General features: G+C 59.7%; 16 protein-coding genes. 10 read left to right on the top strand and 6 right to left on the bottom strand.

The window, feature by feature from the left end; translation table 11 throughout:
* The first annotated feature begins 231 nt into the window (after positions 1–231).
* Complete coding sequence (gene icd, locus AX768_RS02890) at positions 232–1,485, top strand: NADP-dependent isocitrate dehydrogenase (protein ID WP_061998707.1); 1,254 nt, start codon at positions 232–234, stop codon at positions 1,483–1,485.
* A 139-nt stretch (positions 1,486–1,624) separates the two neighbouring features.
* Here icd and AX768_RS02895 read toward each other — a convergent pair whose 3' ends face one another.
* Entirely contained in the window at positions 1,625–1,831 is a 207-nt protein-coding gene (locus AX768_RS02895; protein ID WP_035497884.1) for a cold-shock protein, read from the bottom strand.
* Between the two features lie 592 nt (positions 1,832–2,423).
* Here AX768_RS02895 and clpS point away from each other — a divergent pair.
* The 9 genes from clpS to AX768_RS02940 all read left to right on the top strand — a co-directional run bounded on the left by clpS (position 2,424) and on the right by AX768_RS02940 (position 13,152).
* Positions 2,424–2,738: an ATP-dependent Clp protease adapter ClpS gene (gene clpS, locus AX768_RS02900; RefSeq protein ID WP_031359828.1), complete on the top strand. Its 315-nt coding sequence runs from the start codon at positions 2,424–2,426 to the stop codon at positions 2,736–2,738.
* Positions 2,735–5,035, top strand: a complete 2,301-nt coding sequence (gene clpA / locus AX768_RS02905) for an ATP-dependent Clp protease ATP-binding subunit ClpA (RefSeq protein ID WP_061998708.1) — start codon at positions 2,735–2,737, stop codon at positions 5,033–5,035. Before clpS ends, clpA begins: the two co-directional genes overlap by 4 nt.
* 142 nt (positions 5,036–5,177) lie before the next feature.
* Positions 5,178–6,551 carry an amino acid permease gene (locus tag AX768_RS02910; RefSeq protein WP_061998709.1) on the top strand — a complete coding sequence of 458 codons (1,374 nt, stop codon included), beginning with the start codon at positions 5,178–5,180 and terminating at the stop codon, positions 6,549–6,551.
* Between the two features lie 103 nt (positions 6,552–6,654).
* Positions 6,655–7,467, top strand: a complete 813-nt coding sequence (locus AX768_RS02915) for a DeoR/GlpR family DNA-binding transcription regulator (RefSeq protein ID WP_062000728.1) — start codon at positions 6,655–6,657, stop codon at positions 7,465–7,467.
* A gap of 21 nt (positions 7,468–7,488) precedes the next feature.
* Positions 7,489–8,376 carry a substrate-binding domain-containing protein gene (locus AX768_RS02920; protein ID WP_061998710.1) on the top strand — a complete coding sequence of 296 codons (888 nt, stop codon included), beginning with the start codon at positions 7,489–7,491 and terminating at the stop codon, positions 8,374–8,376.
* Positions 8,373–9,911 (top strand): sugar ABC transporter ATP-binding protein, encoded by a 1,539-nt coding sequence (locus tag AX768_RS02925; RefSeq protein ID WP_061998711.1) that lies wholly within the window; start codon positions 8,373–8,375, stop codon positions 9,909–9,911. Before AX768_RS02920 ends, AX768_RS02925 begins: the two co-directional genes overlap by 4 nt.
* The gene (locus tag AX768_RS02930; RefSeq protein WP_061998712.1) at positions 9,908–10,900 is read left to right on the top strand and encodes an ABC transporter permease; all 993 of its coding nucleotides are present in this window, start codon (positions 9,908–9,910) and stop codon (positions 10,898–10,900) included. Before AX768_RS02925 ends, AX768_RS02930 begins: the two co-directional genes overlap by 4 nt.
* Positions 10,893–11,864, top strand: coding sequence for a tagatose kinase (locus tag AX768_RS02935; RefSeq protein WP_061998713.1), 972 nt, complete (start codon positions 10,893–10,895; stop codon positions 11,862–11,864). The genes AX768_RS02930 and AX768_RS02935 overlap by 8 nt, the downstream gene beginning before the upstream one ends.
* 4 nt (positions 11,865–11,868) lie before the next feature.
* Positions 11,869–13,152, top strand: coding sequence for a D-tagatose-bisphosphate aldolase, class II, non-catalytic subunit (locus AX768_RS02940; protein WP_061998714.1), 1,284 nt, complete (start codon positions 11,869–11,871; stop codon positions 13,150–13,152).
* A 21-nt stretch (positions 13,153–13,173) separates the two neighbouring features.
* Here AX768_RS02940 and dut read toward each other — a convergent pair whose 3' ends face one another.
* Genes dut through ileS form a run of 5 tightly spaced genes read right to left on the bottom strand, consistent with a single transcriptional unit; the run spans position 13,174 to position 19,241 of the window.
* Positions 13,174–13,620, bottom strand: coding sequence for a dUTP diphosphatase (dut, locus tag AX768_RS02945; protein WP_061998715.1), 447 nt, complete (start codon positions 13,618–13,620; stop codon positions 13,174–13,176).
* Positions 13,617–14,630, bottom strand: coding sequence for an LLM class flavin-dependent oxidoreductase (locus AX768_RS02950; protein WP_061998716.1), 1,014 nt, complete (start codon positions 14,628–14,630; stop codon positions 13,617–13,619). The genes dut and AX768_RS02950 overlap by 4 nt, the downstream gene beginning before the upstream one ends.
* A 14-nt stretch (positions 14,631–14,644) precedes the next feature.
* Positions 14,645–15,862: a bifunctional phosphopantothenoylcysteine decarboxylase/phosphopantothenate--cysteine ligase CoaBC gene (gene coaBC, locus AX768_RS02955; protein WP_061998717.1), complete on the bottom strand. Its 1,218-nt coding sequence runs from the start codon at positions 15,860–15,862 to the stop codon at positions 14,645–14,647.
* A 32-nt stretch (positions 15,863–15,894) separates the two neighbouring features.
* Positions 15,895–16,395, bottom strand: coding sequence for a signal peptidase II (gene lspA / locus AX768_RS02960; RefSeq protein ID WP_061998718.1), 501 nt, complete (start codon positions 16,393–16,395; stop codon positions 15,895–15,897).
* Positions 16,395–19,241: an isoleucine--tRNA ligase gene (gene ileS / locus AX768_RS02965; protein ID WP_061998719.1), complete on the bottom strand. Its 2,847-nt coding sequence runs from the start codon at positions 19,239–19,241 to the stop codon at positions 16,395–16,397. The genes lspA and ileS overlap by 1 nt, the downstream gene beginning before the upstream one ends.
* Positions 19,242–19,298: the final 57 nt, after the last annotated feature.

The following is a 19,298-nucleotide window of genomic DNA, read 5'->3' on the forward strand; positions in this document are numbered from 1 at the left end:
GGTGCGGTAAATGGCGAATGCCGGCATCTTAATGCACCAACATCACGGAACCGGCATACGCGCCATCCGGGCGGACGCTTCATACCGTGGGCTAGAATAGCCTTCGAAGCCGTATCGAACGTGCGCCGGCCTTGGCTGCAAGGCTGGCGACATTGTCTGGCCACCCCTTTTTTTGCCACCGATTTCCGTGCATTTCCTTATCTAATAGTCCAGTTTGAATTGGAGTCGCTCATGCCGTATCAGCACATCGTGGTTCCGACGGAGGGTGAGAAGATCACCGTCAACGCCGATTACACCCTCAATGTCTCCGACCAGCCGATCATTCCGTTTATTGAAGGCGACGGGACGGGCGTGGACATCACACCGGTGATGATCAAGGTCGTCGACGCAGCCGTGGAAAAAGCGTACGGCGGCAAGAAGAAGATTCACTGGATGGAAATCTTCGCCGGGGAGAAGGCGACCAGGGTTTACGGCCCTGACGTCTGGCTGCCCGACGAAACGCTGGACGTGCTGAAGGAATATGTCGTTTCGATCAAGGGACCGCTCACCACGCCGGTGGGCGGCGGTATCCGGTCGCTCAACGTCGCGCTGCGCCAGCAACTCGACTTGTACGTCTGCCTGCGCCCGGTCCAGTACTTCAAAGGCGTACCGTCGCCGGTGCGCGAGCCGGAGAAGACCAACATGGTCATTTTCCGCGAGAACTCCGAGGACATCTACGCCGGTATTGAATGGCCGGCGGAGTCCGAAGGCGCGAAGAAGATCATCAAGTTCCTGCAGGAAGAGATGGGCGTGAAAAAGATCAGGTTTCCGGAGACATCGGGTATCGGGATCAAGCCGGTGTCGCGTGAAGGCACGGAGCGCCTGGTTCGCAAGGCAATCCAGTACGCACTCGACAACAACCGCAGTTCGGTCACGCTCGTGCACAAGGGCAACATCATGAAGTTCACGGAAGGCGCATTCCGTGACTTTGGCTACGCGCTCGCGCAAAAGGAGTTCGCGGCCGAGCTGATCGATGGCGGCCCGTGGATGAAGATCAAGAACCCGAAGGGTAATGACGTTGTGTTGAAAGACGTGATCGCGGACGCCTTCTTGCAGCAGATCCTGTTGCGTCCTGCCGAATATGATGTGATCGCCACGCTCAACCTGAACGGTGACTACGTTTCCGACGCTCTGGCGGCGCAAGTTGGCGGAATCGGCATTGCGCCGGGCGCGAACATGTCGGATTCGGTCGCCATGTTCGAAGCTACACATGGCACGGCGCCGAAGTACGCGGGCAAGGATTACGTGAATCCTGGCTCGGAGATCCTCTCGGCGGAAATGATGCTGCGCCATATGGGCTGGATCGAAGCCGCCGACATCATCATCAAGTCGATGGAAGCATCGATCCTGCAAAAACGCGTCACCTATGACTTCGCACGCCAGATGGAAGGCGCGACTCAAGTGTCGTGTTCAGGGTTCGGGCAGGTGCTGGTCGAGAATATGTAGGCGTGCAACTGGACATGTAGTAAATGGCTGAGGCCCCGATGCAATCGAAAGGCATCGGGGCTTTTCGTCCGTTTCCCGTCCCAAAACAAAAAAACCCGGCTCGCAGCCGGGTTTCGAGGACTGTGCGCTTTTCGAACGGTCAGGCAGATTCCTGGATGTTCGATGCCTGTTTGCCCTTCGGTCCCTGGACAATCTCGAAGCTGACCTTCTGGCCTTCCTTGAGTGTCTTGAAACCATTCATCTGTATCGCCGAGAAATGTGCAAACAGATCCTCGCCGCCTTCATCGGGCGTGATGAATCCGTAGCCTTTCGCGTCGTTGAACCATTTGACCGTACCTGTTGACATCACTTCCCCTCTTACTCTCGTCGCTACCACGAGCACGCTCGAAAAGCTTGACGACCCACTATGTGAGCCGCCCCCTCCTCACAAGCTCACCTCGGCCTTTCTTCACCTGAAACGCTTCGGAAAAAAGTGCCAATTTGATTGTTTAATCTCTTAAATCAGGTGTCAAGAAAATTTTGAGATGGCCGTAAAGCCGTTGTAAATGCCTCATTTCAAGGGTTTTTCCCGCTTTGCGCGTATCCCGCCGCACAAGCACGCCATCTTGAAAAGTCGCATAATCGACGCACATGCAGTACAGGCAGGAAGCGGCACGAGACGTGCGCAATATTGGCGGGCCGTGTCGCTTGTACGAGCCGCAGCAAAGTCGTCCAGGAAGTGACCAGGGCAGGCCGCACAAGGTGAACAATTCGTTTTTTTGAGAGCTGTGCGATACTGGATTCAACGGTGTTTCAAGAGGGTCGGTTCGGTAAAAAGAGCCGGCGGAATTCAGCAAGCGACAGGTCGCGCGAAGTGTGCGGCGACATCGATTCGGCTTCCATGGCGAACGGAGTTTTGGCGAGATGGCGAGCCTGTCCAAGTTGTTTAGAATGGGCGTATGGCGATCAATCCCAACAAGCAGGATGGCACCGTACTGGAGCGGCAGGAACAGAAGCTCAAACAGCCGTCCATGTACAAAGTGGTGCTGTTGAATGACGACTTCACGCCGATGGAATTCGTCGTGTTCGTCGTGCAGGAACATTTCAATAAGGATCGTGAGACTGCGACGCAGATCATGCTGAAGGTTCATCGCGAAGGCAGGGGAGTTTGTGGGGTCTATACGCGGGACATTGCGTCGACCAAAGTTGAGCAAGTCGTTAGCCACGCGAGGCAAGCGGGTCATCCGCTGCAGTGTGTGATGGAGGAAGCATGATTGCCCAGGAACTGGAAGTCAGTCTGCACATGGCGTTTATGGAAGCACGTCAGGCGCGGCACGAGTTCATTACGGTCGAGCATCTTTTACTGGCCTTGTTGGACAACCCGACCGCGGCTGAAGTGTTGCGTGCATGCGCAGCAAATATTGAAGATTTGCGGCAAAACCTGCGCAATTTCATTCATGACAACACGCCCACCGTGCCCGGCACGGACGACGTCGATACTCAGCCCACGCTTGGTTTTCAGCGCGTGATTCAGCGCGCGATCATGCATGTGCAATCAACGTCGAATGGAAAAAAGGAAGTCACCGGCGCGAACGTGCTGGTCGCTATCTTCGGCGAAAAAGATTCGCATGCCGTCTACTACCTGCAACAGCAGGGCGTAACGCGCCTCGACGTCGTCAATTTCATCTCGCATGGTATTGCGAAGACGAACACGGGCGATGCGGCGAAGGCGAGCAGCGAAGCGAATCCGGAAGCGGAAGACGCGGCAGCGCAAAAGGAAACCCCTCTTGCGCAGTTCACGCAGAACCTGAACCAGCTTGCGAAGGACGGCAAGATCGATCCGCTGATCGGCCGCGAACTGGAAGTCGAACGTGTGGTGCAAGTACTTTGCCGCCGCAGGAAGAATAATCCGCTGCTCGTAGGTGAGGCTGGCGTGGGTAAGACCGCCATTGCCGAAGGGCTTGCCTGGCGCATTACGCGCGGCGAAGTGCCGGATATTCTCGCCGACGCACAGGTGTATTCGCTCGATATGGGTGCATTGCTCGCCGGTACTAAGTACCGGGGCGATTTCGAGCAGCGTCTCAAGACAGTGCTGAAAGAGTTGAAGGAACGCCCGCATGCGGTGTTGTTCATCGACGAGATTCATACGCTGATCGGCGCGGGTGCTGCATCGGGCGGAACGCTGGATGCATCCAATCTGCTGAAGCCGGCGTTGTCGTCGGGTCAACTGAAGTGCATCGGCGCCACTACGTTCACCGAATATCGTGGGATCTTCGAAAAAGACGCAGCGTTGTCGCGTCGTTTCCAGAAGGTCGATGTCGCTGAGCCGACTGTCGAGCAGACCATCGCGATCCTGCGTGGACTCAAGTCGCGGTTCGAGGAACATCACGGCGTGAAGTATTCGTCGGGTGCGCTTTCAGCAGCGGCTGAACTGTCGGCGCGTTTCATCACCGACCGTCATTTGCCGGACAAGGCAATCGACGTGATCGATGAAGCGGGTGCCGCGCAACGCATTCTGCCGAAGTCGAAGCAAAAGAAAACGATCGGCAAGAATGAGATCGAGGAAATCATCTCGAAGATCGCCCGCGTCCCGCCGCAAAGCGTGTCGCAAGACGATCGCAGCAAGCTGCAGACGCTGGATCGGGATCTGAAGAGCGTGGTGTTCGGGCAAGACCAGTCCATCGATGCCCTCGCGGCCGCCATCAAGATGGCGCGGGCGGGTCTCGGCAAGACGGACAAGCCAATCGGCGCATTCCTGTTCTCGGGTCCGACGGGTGTCGGCAAGACGGAAGTTGCGAAGCAACTGGCGTTCACGCTGGGTATCGAACTGCTGCGCTTCGACATGTCCGAGTACATGGAACGTCACGCGGTGAGCCGACTGATCGGCGCGCCGCCGGGATATGTCGGATTCGATCAGGGCGGTTTGCTGACCGAAGCCGTCACGAAGAAGCCGCATTGCGTGCTGTTGCTGGACGAAATCGAGAAGGCGCATCCGGATATCTACAACGTGCTGCTGCAGGTCATGGACCACGGCACGCTGACCGACAACAACGGTCGCAAGGCAGATTTCCGCAACGTCATCATCATCATGACGACGAACGCGGGCGCTGAAGCGATGCAGAAATCGGTTATCGGCTTCACGAACCGCCGGGAAACCGGCGACGAAATGGCCGATATCAAGCGGATGTTCACGCCTGAGTTCCGCAATCGTCTGGACCAGATCATCAGCTTCCGTTCGCTAGATGAAGAAATCATCATGCGCGTGGTCGACAAGTTCCTGATGCAACTGGAAGATCAGTTGCACGAGAAGAAGGTCGATGCGGTCTTTACGGACGCGTTGCGCAAGCACCTCGCGAAGCATGGTTTCGATCCGCTGATGGGCGCACGGCCAATGCAGCGCCTGATCCAGGACACGATTCGTCGTGCGCTGGCTGACGAGTTGCTGTTCGGCAAGCTGATGACGGGTGGCCGCGTGACGGTCGACGTGGATGCGGACGACAAGGTGTCGCTGACATTCGACGAAAGCCCCGTCCCGCGCAATCCGAACCCGGAAGCGGTCGAGGTCGAGTAAGCAACAAGCAGGTGATGACTGAAGTCAGGTGACACGCGTGTAAGGTGTGTCATCATCGGCGAGGCGGCGCGGAGAAACTTTCCGCGCCGCCTCGCTTTTTTACGTCCGCGATCGTTGCGGATATTGACTTCAAGAGGTTGATTTGAGCTTTGAACGTGGGTCGTTCGAGACCATTGTCGAACGGGAGAAGGGGCTGCACCGGAGTCTGACGGCCGGACAGATGTCGATGATCGCCATTGGCGGGGCGATCGGAACGGGATTGTTTCTGGGCAGCGGTTTTGCGATCGGCTTTGCCGGGCCGAGCGTGTTGCTGAGTTACGCGATAGGCGCGGTCATCGCCTTGTTGCTGATGGGCGCGCTTGCCGAGATGACGGTGGCGCATCCGACATCGGGTTCGTTCGGCGCTTACGCAGAGTTTTATATCGGGCCGCTCGCGGGGTTTCTCGTGCGGTACGCGTACTGGTCGGCGGTTGTGTTCGCCGTCGGCACGGAGGTCAGCGCGGTTGCCGTGTTCATGAAGTACTGGTTCGCGAACGTGCCCGGCTGGTACTGGATCGTCGGGTTTTCGGGCGCGTTGATCGGGGTGAACGCAGCCAGCGTGAAGGTCTACGGCGTGATCGAGTATGCGTTTTCGATGCTGAAGATCGTGGCCATCGTCGCATTCATTTTGCTCGGCGCCGTGTTCGTCTATGGCGCGCCAACGTCTTCCGGCGTGGGGTTCAGCAACTTCACCGCGCACGGCGGGTTCTTTCCGCACGGCTTGAAAGGCATGTGGTTCGCGGTGATCGTGTCGATCTTCAGCTACCTGAACATCGAGACCATTGCGGTCGCAGCGGGCGAAGCGCGCGATCCTCAACGCGCAGTGGCGAAGGCGTTCAGGTCGACCGTCTTCCGTCTTGTGCTGTTTTACTTACTCACGCTGGCGCTGATGCTGGCCATCGTTCCATGGACGCAGGCGAGCACTGACGAAAGTCCGTTCGTCAAGGTCATGGCCGCCACGCACGTTCCGTACGCTGCAGGTGTGATCAACTTCGTGGTGCTGGTCGCGGCGCTGTCCGCCATGAACAGCCAGCTCTATATCACCACGCGCATGATGTTCAGCCTGTCGCGCGCGGGCTACGCGCCGGCTCGATTCGGGCGCCTGAGCGCGAACGGCGTGCCGACCGCGGCGCTTTCCGTCTCGACCATCGGCATTGCATTGGCGACCGTCCTGACCGCGTTCTGGCCGGCGATGGCCTTCGGCTTGATGATGTCGCTCGCCATTTTCGGCGCGATGTTCGCGTGGCTGATGATCTTCGTCACGCATCTTTTCTTCCGCGCGCGCTACAACGGGCCTCCGTTGTCCTTCCGCATGATCCTGCATCCGGTCGGAAGCGTGCTCGGCGCGGTCCTGATGGCCGCGATCATGATCACCACCGCGTTCACCGACGAATTTCGCATGACGCTCGTCTACGGATTCGCGTTCATGGCCGTCCTGATTGGTGTCTATGCGATCTGGTATCGGAAGCGCACCTAAAAAACAGCACGAGCGCGGGTAAACACCGACGATAAACCGCTTTGCGTCTCTTTCGTTTCGAAACTAGAATCTTTCGAAACGAAAGTGCAAAGGTGGTTTGTCCGTGCTGGCCAATAAAAACTCGCTTCATCGACGTCTGCGCATTGTCGAACTTGTCCGCAAGCGCGGCGAGGTATCGGTCGATGAACTCGCGACCGCGTTCGACGTATCGAGCGTCACCATCCGCTCTGACCTGAATTACCTCGAGCAGCAGCGCTACCTCATCCGTGCGTTCGGCAAGGCGCGTTATGTCGCGCAACGGCCGGGCGAAAACGTGTTGTCGGCGGTGCCGGCGAGCGCGACCCGGCAGGCCGCCGATATGGCGATCGCAAGGCTGGCGGCGGATTTCATCGATGACCACGCGTCTGTGTTTATCGGCGCCGGAGTCATCACGCACAAGCTCTTGCCCTTGCTCGCCGACCGCTCGAACCTGGCGCTGACGCTCAACGACATTTCAATGGTGCCGACCGTCCAGCGTTTCGTGCGTTGCGAGCTGCGGCTTTCCGGCGGCTCGCTCGATGACGATTCCACCGTGCTGCTCGGGCCTGACGCGGAGCGGTCGTTGTCGGCTTTGTCGCTCGATCTGGTAGTGCTCGAAGCGATGGGTTTTGATCGCGAAGGCAATCTGCTGTGCGCCGATCCGCGTCTTGCCGACGTATACAAGGCGGCGTTGAAGAACGCGAAACGGATTGTCGTTGTTGCGTATCAGCCCGCGCTGCAAGGCGAGGGCAAGATGTTTTGTCACATAAGCCGCCTGGGCGGACTGGTCCTCGATGACGCCATCGACCCACCCACGCTCGACCTGATTCTCAAGGCCGGACTCGATGTGAACCGGCGGGAAGAAGGGATTCTCGAATTTCGTAATCAGCAACCCTAAACAATATCTGGAGACACGTTCATGTTTCGTCGTTCCGTCCTGGCCGTTCTTGTCACCGCTGTCGCTGCAACCGCCGCCCACGCCGCCGATGTGAAGATTGGCGCATCGCTGCTTACGCAACAGCATCCGTTCTACGTCGAACTCGCCAACGCAATGAAAGCGGAAGCCGCGAAGGATCACGCGCAAATCGATATTGCAATTGCAAACCAGGATCTGAGCAAGCAGATCGCCGACGTGCAGGATTTCGTCACGAAGAAAGTCGATGTGATCGTGATCTCGCCGGTCGATTCGAAGGGCGTGAAAGCCGCCGTGCTGACGGCGGAGAAGGCCGGCATTCCGGTCATCACTGTCGATATCAGCGCGGCAGGGGTTGAAGTTGCATCGCATATCGCGACCGATAACTACGCTGGCGGCCTGCAAGCCGGCGCGCTGATGTGCAAGGTGCTGGGCGGCAAGGGCAAGGTCGGCGTGATCGATTACCCGACGATCCAGTCCGTGATCGACCGCGTGACGGGCTTCAAGAAAGCGCTCGCCGCATGCCCGGACGTGAAGATCGTCGCAATCCAGCCGGGCATCACGCGTGCCGATGCATTGAGCGCGGCGCAGAACATGTTGCAGGCGAACCCTGATCTCGCGGGCATCTTCGGTTTTGGCGATGACGCCGCAATGGCTGCAGCGGTCGCAGGCAAATCGGCGGGAAACAAGGTGAAGGTGATCGGCTTCGACGGCATGCCGGAAGCGCGCGCAGCGGTCGATAAGAACCCGAACTTCGTTGGCGTGATCCGTCAGTATCCGGACAAGATGGGTGCGCTCGCAGTGGACACGGCCGTCAAGGTCGCGGCCAAGCAAGCGGTGCCGAAGCTGCAGCCGGTCACGCCCGGGCAGTATCTGAACGCGTCGGTGAAATGAATACCGTCTTGAAACCTCGCGATGCCGTGCGGTTTCCCACGCCGTTGCTCGAGCTGCGCGGCATCGCGAAATCGTTCGGTCCGGTCGAGGCGATCAAGGACGTGTCCCTCGCCATCTTGCCGGGCCGCGTGCATACGCTGCTCGGTGAAAACGGCGCGGGCAAGTCGACGCTGATGAAGATTCTCGCGGGCGTTCACGCGCCCACGCGTGGCGAGATCCTGATGAATGGCGCACCTGTTACGTTCGCCACGCCCGGCGAATCGCAGAAGGCGGGCATTGCGATCATCTATCAGGAACTGAGTCTCGCGAAGAATCTGAGCGTTGCCGAAAACATCTTCGCGGGGCACGAGCCGCGGCGTTTTGGCGTGGTCGATTTCAAGCGTTTGTACGCTCAAGCCCAGGTCCTGCTCGATGACCTCGGTATCGATATCGAGGCAACCGTACCCGTGTCACGCCTGTCGATGGCGCAGCGTCAGCTCGTGGAAATCGCAAAGGCGCTGAGCCGCGATGCATCGCTCGTGATCATGGACGAACCCACGTCGTCGCTGAGCGATCGTGAAGCGGAGATCCTGTTTCATATCGTCACGAAGCTGACGGCGAAGGGCGCGGCGGTCGTCTATATCTCGCATCGCATGGACGAGATCATGCGCATCTCCGATGACATCTCGGTGATGCGCGACGGCCGTTACATCGCGACGTTGCAGAAGGATCAGACGACCATTGGCGCATTGATCGCGATGATGGTCGGCCGCGAAATGAACGATGTTTATCCGCGACGGGAAACGCCTTATGTGCGGCCATCTTTGCCGTTGCTGAAGGTCGGCAGCCTGACGCTGCCCGGCCAGTTCGAGAACATCAGCTTCGAGATCCACGCGGGCGAGATCCTCGGTTTCTTCGGCCTGATCGGCGCGGGAAGATCGGATGTGATGAAGGCGCTGTTCGGCATCGGCCGGCCGAGTGGCGAGATCACGATGAGCGGCAAGCGCTTGAAGTTGCGTAATTCGGCCCACGCCATTCGCGAAGGCATTGCGTTCGTCACCGAAGACCGCAAGCACGAGGGTCTCGTGCTGATGCACTCCATAGCCAACAACGTGACGATGGCGAGTTTCGAGGAACACGGTTCGCGCTTCGGCATCCTGAACCGCCGCTTCGAACGCGAAGAAACCGCGAACGCCATGGCGCGCATGAACATCCGCGCATCGGGACCGTTCCAGGCCGTTGGAAACTTGAGTGGCGGCAACCAGCAGAAAGTCGTGTTCTCGAAATGGCTGGCGCGCAAACCGAAAGTCCTGATCCTCGATGAACCCACGCGCGGCGTCGATGTCGGCGCGAAGTTCGAAATCTATCGCGTGATTCGGGAGCTCGCCGCAAGCGGGACCGCGATCATCCTCGTTTCATCGGAATTGCCGGAAGCGCTTGCCATGAGCGACCGACTCGTCGTGATGCGCGAAAAACGCATAGTCCATGAGTTCAACGCTCAAGGTCCGACGCAGGAAGAAGTCATGTCGTACGCAACAGGAGCCACAACAGCATGAACCCGAGCCAACTCAGCGGCGGCGCAGCACCGCGCCGTTCCCACGCAAGCGGCGCGTTCAATCGCGCGCTCAGGCATTACGGCGGCATTGTCGTCGGGCTGATCGTCTTGTGCGGATTTTTCTGGGCGCTGTCGCCCAACTTCATGTCCGTGAATAATCTGCTGAATGTCGTGATGCAGGTTTCCATCATCGCGATACTCGGCTTCGGCATGACCTACGTGCTGCTGCTCGGCGATATCGACTTGTCGGTCGGTGCGACGATGGCGCTGGTCGGCACCGTCTGCGCATTCGCGCTGGAGCATGGTGCATCGCCGTTCCTTGCCGTGCTCGCCGCCATGGGCACCGGGCTCGTTCTCGGGGCCATCAACGGCTCGCTTTCGGCGTTGCTTACGATCCCGTCGTTCATTGTCACCGTCGCCACCATGGGTGTGTTTCGCGGTTTCGCGTATCTGACGTCGAACGGTGTGCCGATTTCCATCGACAACGACGCCTTCGCTTTCCTCGGCAACGGCGCGGTGCTCGGCATTCCGCTGCCCATCTGGATTCTCGCGGTATTGCTGCTGTTGAATCACTTCGTGCTCTCGCGTACCGTGTTCGGACGCAAGGCGTACCTGGCAGGCGGCAATCGCGAGGCGGCGCTGTATTCGGGTATCGATGTGAACCGTCTGCGGATCATGATCTTCATGATCTCGGGTCTGCTTGCGAGCATTGGCGGCGTGCTGATGACATCGCGGCTTTACTCGGCGCAACCGAACGCGGGCATTGGTTATGAACTCGATGCCATTGCCGCAGCCGTGCTCGGCGGCACGAGTCTGTCGGGCGGTTATGGAACGATCACCGGAACGCTGATCGGCGCGCTGATCATCGGCGTCATCAACAACGGCATGAACCTGCTGAGCGTTCCCTATTTCTATCAACTCATCGTGAAAGGCATCGTGATTCTGGTCGCGGTGTGTATCGATGTTCAAACGAAGAAACGTCATGCCTAATTCAAACGGTGTTCCCTCGAAGGCCGGCACCATCGTCGCGATGGGCGAGATCCTGGTCGAGATCATGGCCACGAAGATCGGCCAGCGTTTCAGCGAACCGGGCACGCTGATCGGCCCGTTTGCCAGCGGCGCGCCGGCGATCTTTATCGATCAGGTGGCGAAGCTCGGCAGCCCTTGCGCCATGATTGGTTGCGTGGGCGACGACGACTTCGGCGTGCTCAACGTCGAACGCCTACGGACCGACGGGGTGGACGTTTCCGGCATCGCCGTGCTTAAAGACGCGACCACGGGCAGCGCGTTCGTGACGTACCGCGAAGACGGCGATCGCGATTTCATCTACAACATCACGAACAGTGCGTCGGCGCAGTTGTCGGTGGCGAACTTGCGCGAAGACCTGCTCGCCAACTGCGGCAACTTCCATGTGATGGGTTCGTCGCTGTTCTCGTTCAGGATCATCGAGGCCATGAAGCAGGCTATCGAAACGGTGAAGAAGAACGGCGGCACGGTGAGTTTCGATCCGAACATCCGCAAGGAAATGCTGCGGATTCCGGAAATGCGCGATGCGCTCGACTTCATCCTCGATTACACCGACGTCTTCCTGCCAAGCGGTCATGAAGTGACGTTGCTCGCGAGCGCAACGTCGGAACGTGGGGCGATCGATGAACTGCTCAAGCGCGGCGTGAAGGAAGTGGTGGTGAAGCGCGGTGCGGAAGGCTGCAGTTTCTTCGATGCCAACGGCGAGACGCATCGCCCGGCGTTCAAGGTCGAGGAACTCGATCCGACCGGCGCGGGCGATTGCTTCGGCGCGACGTACATCAGTTGCCGCGCCCAAGGCATGGACGTGGAGGCGGCGCTCAAATATGCGAGCGCAAGCGGGGCGCGGGCGGTCGGCGTGAAAGGCCCGATGGAAGGCACGGCGACCTTCGCCGAGCTCGACGCGTTTTTGAAAACAGCCACGGAGTAATGTCATGAATTCGATCGTCTCGCGCTTGAGCAATGCGCATCCCGCTTCGGCATGGCTTGCCGGCATCTATTCGATTTGTTCCGCGCATCCGTGGGTGCTGGAAGCGGCCATGCGGCAGGCGCTGGAAGACGGCACGCCGTTGCTGATTGAATCGACATCGAATCAGGTCGACCAGTACGGCGGCTACACGGGCATGAAGCCCGCCGATTTCGTGGAGTTCGTGCGCTCGATTGCAGAGCGTGTCGGCTTCCCGCATGAGCATCTGATTCTCGGCGGCGATCATCTCGGACCAAACGCATGGCGTCATTTGCCGGCTGAAGAAGCCATGAAACGCGCCGATGCGTTGATCGATGCGTATGCATCGGCGGGATTCACGAAGATTCACCTCGATACCAGCATGGCTTGCGCCGATGATCCCGAGCGTTTGTCGGACGCAGTTGTCGCATCGCGCGCCGCGCGTTTGTGCGCGGTGGCCGAAGCGGCCGTAAAGCGCGCGAGTCTCAGCGTAAGCCCGGTGTATGTGATCGGCACGGAAGTGCCGGTGCCCGGCGGCGCGGCGGAAGAACTTGAAATCGTTGAACCGACATCGCGCGAAGCCGCAATTGAAACGGCTGCGGTCCACAAGAAGGCGTGGGAAGAGCAGGGCGTAGAGGACACGTGGCCGCGCGTGATCGCGCTGGTCGTGCAGCCGGGCGTGGAGTTCGATCACACGAAGGTGATCGACTATGTGCCGTCGCGTGCAGAGTCGTTGAAGAGCGCGCTGGACGATCTTCCCGGCATGGTTTTCGAGGCGCATTCCACCGATTACCAGACCTCCGAAGCGTTGACGGCATTGGTCCGTGATGGCTTCCGCATTCTCAAGGTTGGTCCGGGCGTGACCTTCGCGTTGCGCGAGGCGCTTTACGCGCTGGCGGACATCGAAACGCAGTTGGTCCCTGCGGACAAGCGCTCGAATCTGCGCTCAGTCGTCGAGCGCGTGATGCTCGACAAGCCAGGCAATTGGGAAAAGTATTATCACGGCGATGCCGAACAGCAGCGCGTGTTACGCACGTACAGCTATAGCGATCGTGTGCGTTATTACTGGGCTGATTCGGAGATCACCAAAGCCGCGCAAAAGCTGCTGGATAACCTGAGCGCCTTGAAGATTCCGGAGAACCTGCTCAGCCAGTTTTTGCCGGATCAATATTGGGCAGTGCGGCGCGGTCAGTTGAAGAACGAGCCGCTCGCGCTGGTCCAGGATCGCGTGCGGCAGGTGATCAGGACTTACGCGGCGGCGTGCCGCGCGTAGCGCTTTTTAGTTACCCGAAGCTCAGTGCTTGCCCGTGCTGCCGAAACCACCGGCGCCGCGCTCGCTCTGGGCGAAGTCATCGACAATATTGAACGTTGCCTGGACCACCGGCACGATCACCAGTTGCGCAAGGCGTTCAAGCGGGTTAAGCGTAAACGCCGTATCGCCGCGATTCCATGTCGAGATCATCAGTTGCCCCTGATAGTCCGAGTCGATCAAGCCGACCAGATTCCCGAGCACCACGCCGTGTTTGTGACCCAGGCCGGAGCGCGGCAAAATCAACGCTGCATAACCCGGATCTTCGATATGAATCGCCAGGCCCGTGGGCACGAGCGTGGTCTGACCCGGCTCGAGCGTGATGGGTGCGTCCAGGCACGCGCGCAGATCGAGTCCGGCGCTTCCCGACGTGGCGTAGGCGGGCAAGTAATCGCGCATGCGCGCATCGAGGATCTTGATGTCGAGTTTCATGAGTTCTGTTTGTTGAGTTCGAACGCTTCAGCCAGCAGTTCATACGAGCGCAGACGCGCCTGATAACTTCCCGCCACCGTCAGCACGATCAGTTCGTCGGCATCGAAACGTTGCTGGAGTTCGTGCAATTGTTCGGTCACGCGTTCCGGCGTACCGACGATGCTGCGATTCTTTTCGCGCGCAATGACGTTCAGTTCGCGCTCGCCGAACGCCTGGTTCGCCCCTTGCGCAATGGATGGAATCGGCATGTTCAGCCCATAAGCCATTTGCACGCGGCGCAGATCCACGGCGCGTTCGAGCGCGGCCGCTTCGGTTTCGGTATCGGCGCAAATCACGAATACGGCGGCGGCAAGATAGGGCTTCGACCCATTACGCGATACAAACCGTTCGCGATACGCCTCCGCCACCCGATGCCCGTATAGCGCGTTGATGAAATGCGCGAACGCGAAGCGAATTCCCAGTTGCGCTGCGAGCAAACCGCCAAAGTCGCTGGAACCGAGCATCCACAATTCAGGACGCGTTTCGATTTCAGGCTGCAGCAAAACGCCGTGCGCGAGATGATCGTCGGGGAGGGTGCCGTCGAACAAACCAACGAGTTCGCCGACCTGCTGCGGAAAAATATCGCCGCGATTGTAGTCGCCCGCGGCCACCGCCTGCGCCGTGCGCATATCGCCGCCGGGCGCGCGTCCAACGCCCAGGTCCACGCGGTTCGGGAACAGCGCTTCGAGCATCAGGAATTGCTCGGCCACCTTGAACGCGCTGTAGTAGGGCAGCATGACGCCGCCCGAACCAATGCGGATCTGCTGCGTGATGCTGCCGATGCGCGCCAGCATAACCTCCGGACACGGATTCGATACCCCCCGCAACCCGTGATGCTCCGCGCACCAGTAACGCGTGTAGCCGAGGTCATCGGCGAGGCGCGCCAGATCGAGCGTGGCCGCGATGGCGTCGGCGGTGGTGTGGCCGTGAATGACCGGTGTTTGATCGAGTACGGAGAGTCTGGTTGGCATGGCGGTCCATCCGGTCAAGACAGCAGCGATCCGCCGCGCGGCACACGCTTCGCAATTTCGGCGATGAGCAAACGGGCCAGCAGTTTTTTATCGGCGCGCGGCAGGCGTGTAATACCCGATGCTTCGAACAGCACGACCTCGTTGTCGTCCAGACCGAACGTCAGCGGCCCGAGATTGCCGATCAGAAGCGGCACATTCTTGCGGGCGCGTTTTTCTTCGCCATGCACTTCGAGATCGCCGCTTTCCGCCGCAAAACCGACGCAATACGGCGGATTCGGCAAACGCGCGACGGTCGCGAGAATGTCCGGATTTTCGATGAACGTGAAGGTGGGCATGGCGTGGTCAGCGGCCTTCTTGATCTTGTGTTCGCTCACATGATCGACACGCCAGTCGGCGACCGCCGCCACCGCAACGAAGATGTCCGCATCGGCTGAAGCGTGCAGCACGGCGTCGTGCATCTGCTGCGCGGTCTGCACATCTTCCCGATCCACGCCCCATGGCGTTTCCAGCGAAACCGGACCGGCGACCAGATGCACATCGGCGCCGGCCTGAGCCGCCGCACGTGCCAATGCAAAACCCATCTTGCCGGATGATCGATTGGTAATGCCGCGCACGGGATCGAGCGGTTCGAAGGTCGGGCCGGCCGTGATCAACACGCGATGCCCTTGCAGGATCTTCGGCTGGAAGAACGCGCAGATCGCTTCGAACGTAGCCAAGGGTTCCAGCATCCGGCCATCGCCCACTTCGCCGCACGCTTGTGCGCCGGAGTCCGGACCGAGCACCTGCACGCCATCGGCACGCAGTTGCGCGACGTTGCGTTGCGTCGCCGGGTTCTGCCACATCTGGCGGTTCATTGCGGGGACGACGAGCAGCGGACAATCGCGCGCCACGCACAACGTGGAGAGCAGGTCGTCGCAGTTGCCATGCGCGAGCTTTGCGATAAAGTCGGTTGACGCGGGCGCGATCACGATTGCATCGGCTTCACGCGACAAATCGATATGCGCCATGTTGTTCGCAATCCGCGCGTCCCATTGCGACGTGTAGACGGGACGCCCGGACAACGCCTGCATGGTGACAGGCGTGATGAACTGCGTGGCGGCTTCGGTCATGACGATCTGAACCGTCGCGCCGGCTTTAACCAGCAGCCGCGTGAGCTCAGCAATCTTGTAGCAAGCGATACCGCCCGACAGGCCGAGTACCAGATGCTTTCCTGCGAGTTCTGCCGTGTCCAACGCTGCCTCCAAAAAGCTCGCCGTAAGGCGGGTTACTTCGCTCCGCGCACGCGCCGCAGTTCGTCGAATACGAGCAGCACCGCGCCAATGGTGATCGCGCTGTCGGCGAGATTGAACGCCGGCCAGTGCCATCCGTTGACGTGGAAGTCCAGGAAGTCGATCACGTGCCCATAAGCCACGCGATCGATCACATTGCCAAGCGCGCCGCCCATGATCAGCGCGAGCGCCGTGCAGAACAAACGCTGCGTGCCGTGGCGCTTGAGTAAATAGACGATCACGATCGCCGCGACCACGCCGAGCGCCGTGAAACCCCAGCGCTGCCATCCGCCGGCGGCAGCCAGGAAGCTGAACGCCGCGCCCTTGTTATAGACAAGAAACAGGTTGAAGAACGGCGTAAGCGCGTGGGGTTCCGCGTAGCTGAACACCCGCGCCACAGCGATCTTCGAGAGTTGATCGAAGAGAATCACGATCAGCGACACACCCAGCCACGGCGCGAGGGAACCACTGCTTTGTTTCGACATCGTTCTTGCCATTATGCTGCGCTCCGCTTTTCGCCTTCACCGAAGAGGTTGCTGATACACCGGAAGCACAAGCCGGGATGTTCCGCCGATGCCCCCACGTCCGCCGTGTAATGCCAGCAGCGCTCGCATTTCAGGTACTTCGATGCAATTACATCGACGCCTTCGTCCGCTTCGTTCGCCACTTCCACGACCTGCGCCGCCGACGTGATCAGCACAAAGCTGAGGTCGTCGCCGAGACTCGTCAGCGCCTGATAACGCGCGCCGCTTGCCCGCACTTCCACTTCAGCCTGCAACGACGAACCGATCAGGTTGGCCGTGCGCGCTTCTTCCAGCGCCTTGGTGACGTCGCCGCGCGCCGAGCGGATCAGCGTCCACTTGTCGAGCAGCTCACCGGCATCCGGTACTTGCGGGTAGTCGTGATAAACCTCGGTGAAGATCGTATCGCGGCCCGGTTGCAGGACCTTGTACGCCTCTTCCGCCGTGAACGACAGATACGGCGCGACCAGGCGCAGCAAACCATGGGCGATGTGATGCAGCACCGTCTGCGCCGCGCGGCGTTCGTGCGAATCGGGCTTCATGGTGTAGAGCCGGTCCTTCAGCACATCCAGATAGAACCCGCCGAGATCTTCCGAGCAGAACGTCGCGAGCTTCGACACCACCGGATGGAACTCGAACTTCTCGTAATGCGCGAGGACATCGTCTTGCAGGTTCTGTGCGAGCGCGACGGCGTATTTATCGATCTCGAGCCATTCTCCGACCGGACGCGCGTCCTTCTCGAAGTCGAAATCGGAGAGATTGGACAAGAGAAAACGCAGCGTGTTGCGAATCCGCCGATAGGTCTCCGTCACGCGCTTCAGGATCTCTTCCGAGATCGCGAGCTCGCCGGAATAATCCGTCGATGCAATCCACAAGCGGATGATTTCCGCGCCCAGCCGGTTCGACACTTCATGCGGATCGACGCCGTTGCCGAGCGACTTCGACATCTTGCGGCCTTCGCCATCGACGGTGAAGCCGTGGGTCAACAGCGCGTTGTACGGCGGACGGCCATCGAGCATGGAAGCCGTCAGCAACGACGAATGGAACCATCCGCGATGCTGGTCCGAACCTTCCAGATACAAGTCGGCCGGGAACTGCAGCGAATCCTTGTGCGAGCCGCGCAGCACGTGCCAATGCGTCGTGCCGGAATCGAACCAGACGTCGAGCGTGTCGCGATTCTTTTCGTACATGTTGGCTTCGTCGCCGAGGAGTTCCTGGGGATCGAGCGTTTGCCATGCTTCGATGCCGCTTACCTCCACGCGCTTTGCCACTTCCTCGAGCAGTTCCAGCGTGCGCGGATGCAGATCGCCCGTTTCCTTGTGCACGAAGAACGCCATCGGCACGCCCCATTGGCGCTGACGCGACAGCGTCCAGTCCGGGCGGTTCGCAATCATGCTGTACAGGCGCTGCTTGCCCCAGGCCGGGAAGAACGCGGTGTTCTCGATGCCTTCCAGCGCGGTCTCGCGCAGCGTGCGTGAGGTGTCGTTCGGCTTCACGTCCATGCCCGCGAACCACTGCGACGTCGCCCGATAGATGATCGGTGTCTTGTGGCGCCAGCAGTGCATGTAGCTGTGCGTGTACTTCTGGGTCTTGAGCAGCGAGTGCGCGCCGCGCAGCGCTTCGATGATCTGGTCGTTCGCTTCCCAGATCGACAGGCCGCCGAAGAGCGGCAACGACTCGATGTACCGCCCATCGCCCATCACGGGGTTGATGAAGTCGGCGTCCGTCATGCCATGCGCCTTGCACGAGATAAAGTCTTCCACGCCATATGCCGGCGAAGAATGCACGATCCCCGTGCCGCTTTCCGTCGTCACATAGTCGCCGAGAAACACCGGCGCCGTACGTTTGTAGCCCGGATGCGCCGCGCTCAGCGGATGGTGAAAACGCAGGCCGCTCAGCTTCTCGCCCGTCGTGGTCGCGACGGTCGTGCCGGTCACGCCGTATTGCTTCAGGCATTCTTCGACGCGTTCTTCCGCCAGGATCAGCAGACCCTTTTCGGTATCGACGAGGCTGTAGACGATCTCCGGATGCACGTTCAGCGCCTGGTTGGCGGGAATCGTCCACGGCGTCGTGGTCCAGATCACGATGCCGCCTTCCGCCTCATTGCCACCCTTCGGCAGTTCGGTGAGTCCGAAAGCCTGCGCGGTTTTTTCCGGCTCGGCGAAGGCGAACATCACGTCGATGGTCGGATCCGTCTTGTCCTTGTATTCCACTTCCGCTTCGGCCAGCGCCGAGCCGCAATCGAAACACCAGTTCACCGGCTTCAGCCCGCGATACACATAACCCTTCTCGACGATCTTCCCCAGCGCACGGATTTCGCCCGCTTCGTTGACGAAGTTCATGGTCTTGTACGGGTTGTCCCAGTCGCCGAGAATGCCCAGCCGGCGAAAACCCAGCTTCTGCTTTTCGATCTGCTCGCTCGCATATTTGCGGGCCTTTTCCATCACTTCGCGCGCCGGCAAGGACTTGCCGAACTGCTTCTCGATCTGGATTTCGATAGGCATGCCATGGCAATCCCAGCCTGGCACATAAACCGCGTCGAAGCCCGCCAGGTTGCGCGCCTTCACGATCATGTCCTTCAGGATCTTGTTCACCGCGTGGCCAAGATGGATGTCGCCATTCGCATACGGCGGGCCGTCATGCAGGATGAACTTCTTGCGGCCCTTGCTGGCGGCGCGGATCTTCTCGTAGATCTTGTTGTCCTGCCATTCCTTCACCCATTGCGGCTCGCGCTTGGGCAAGTCGCCACGCATGGGAAACGGTGTATCGAGCAGGTTGACCGGATATTTCGACTGGGGCTTGGCTTCTTTCTTGTTGCTCATGAATGACTCGATATGGATTCGATGAAGCGGCGGTTCCGGACTTGGATGGCATCCGGG

It is taken from the genome of Burkholderia sp. PAMC 28687 (genome assembly GCF_001577465.1).
Lineage (GTDB): Bacteria > Pseudomonadota > Gammaproteobacteria > Burkholderiales > Burkholderiaceae > Caballeronia.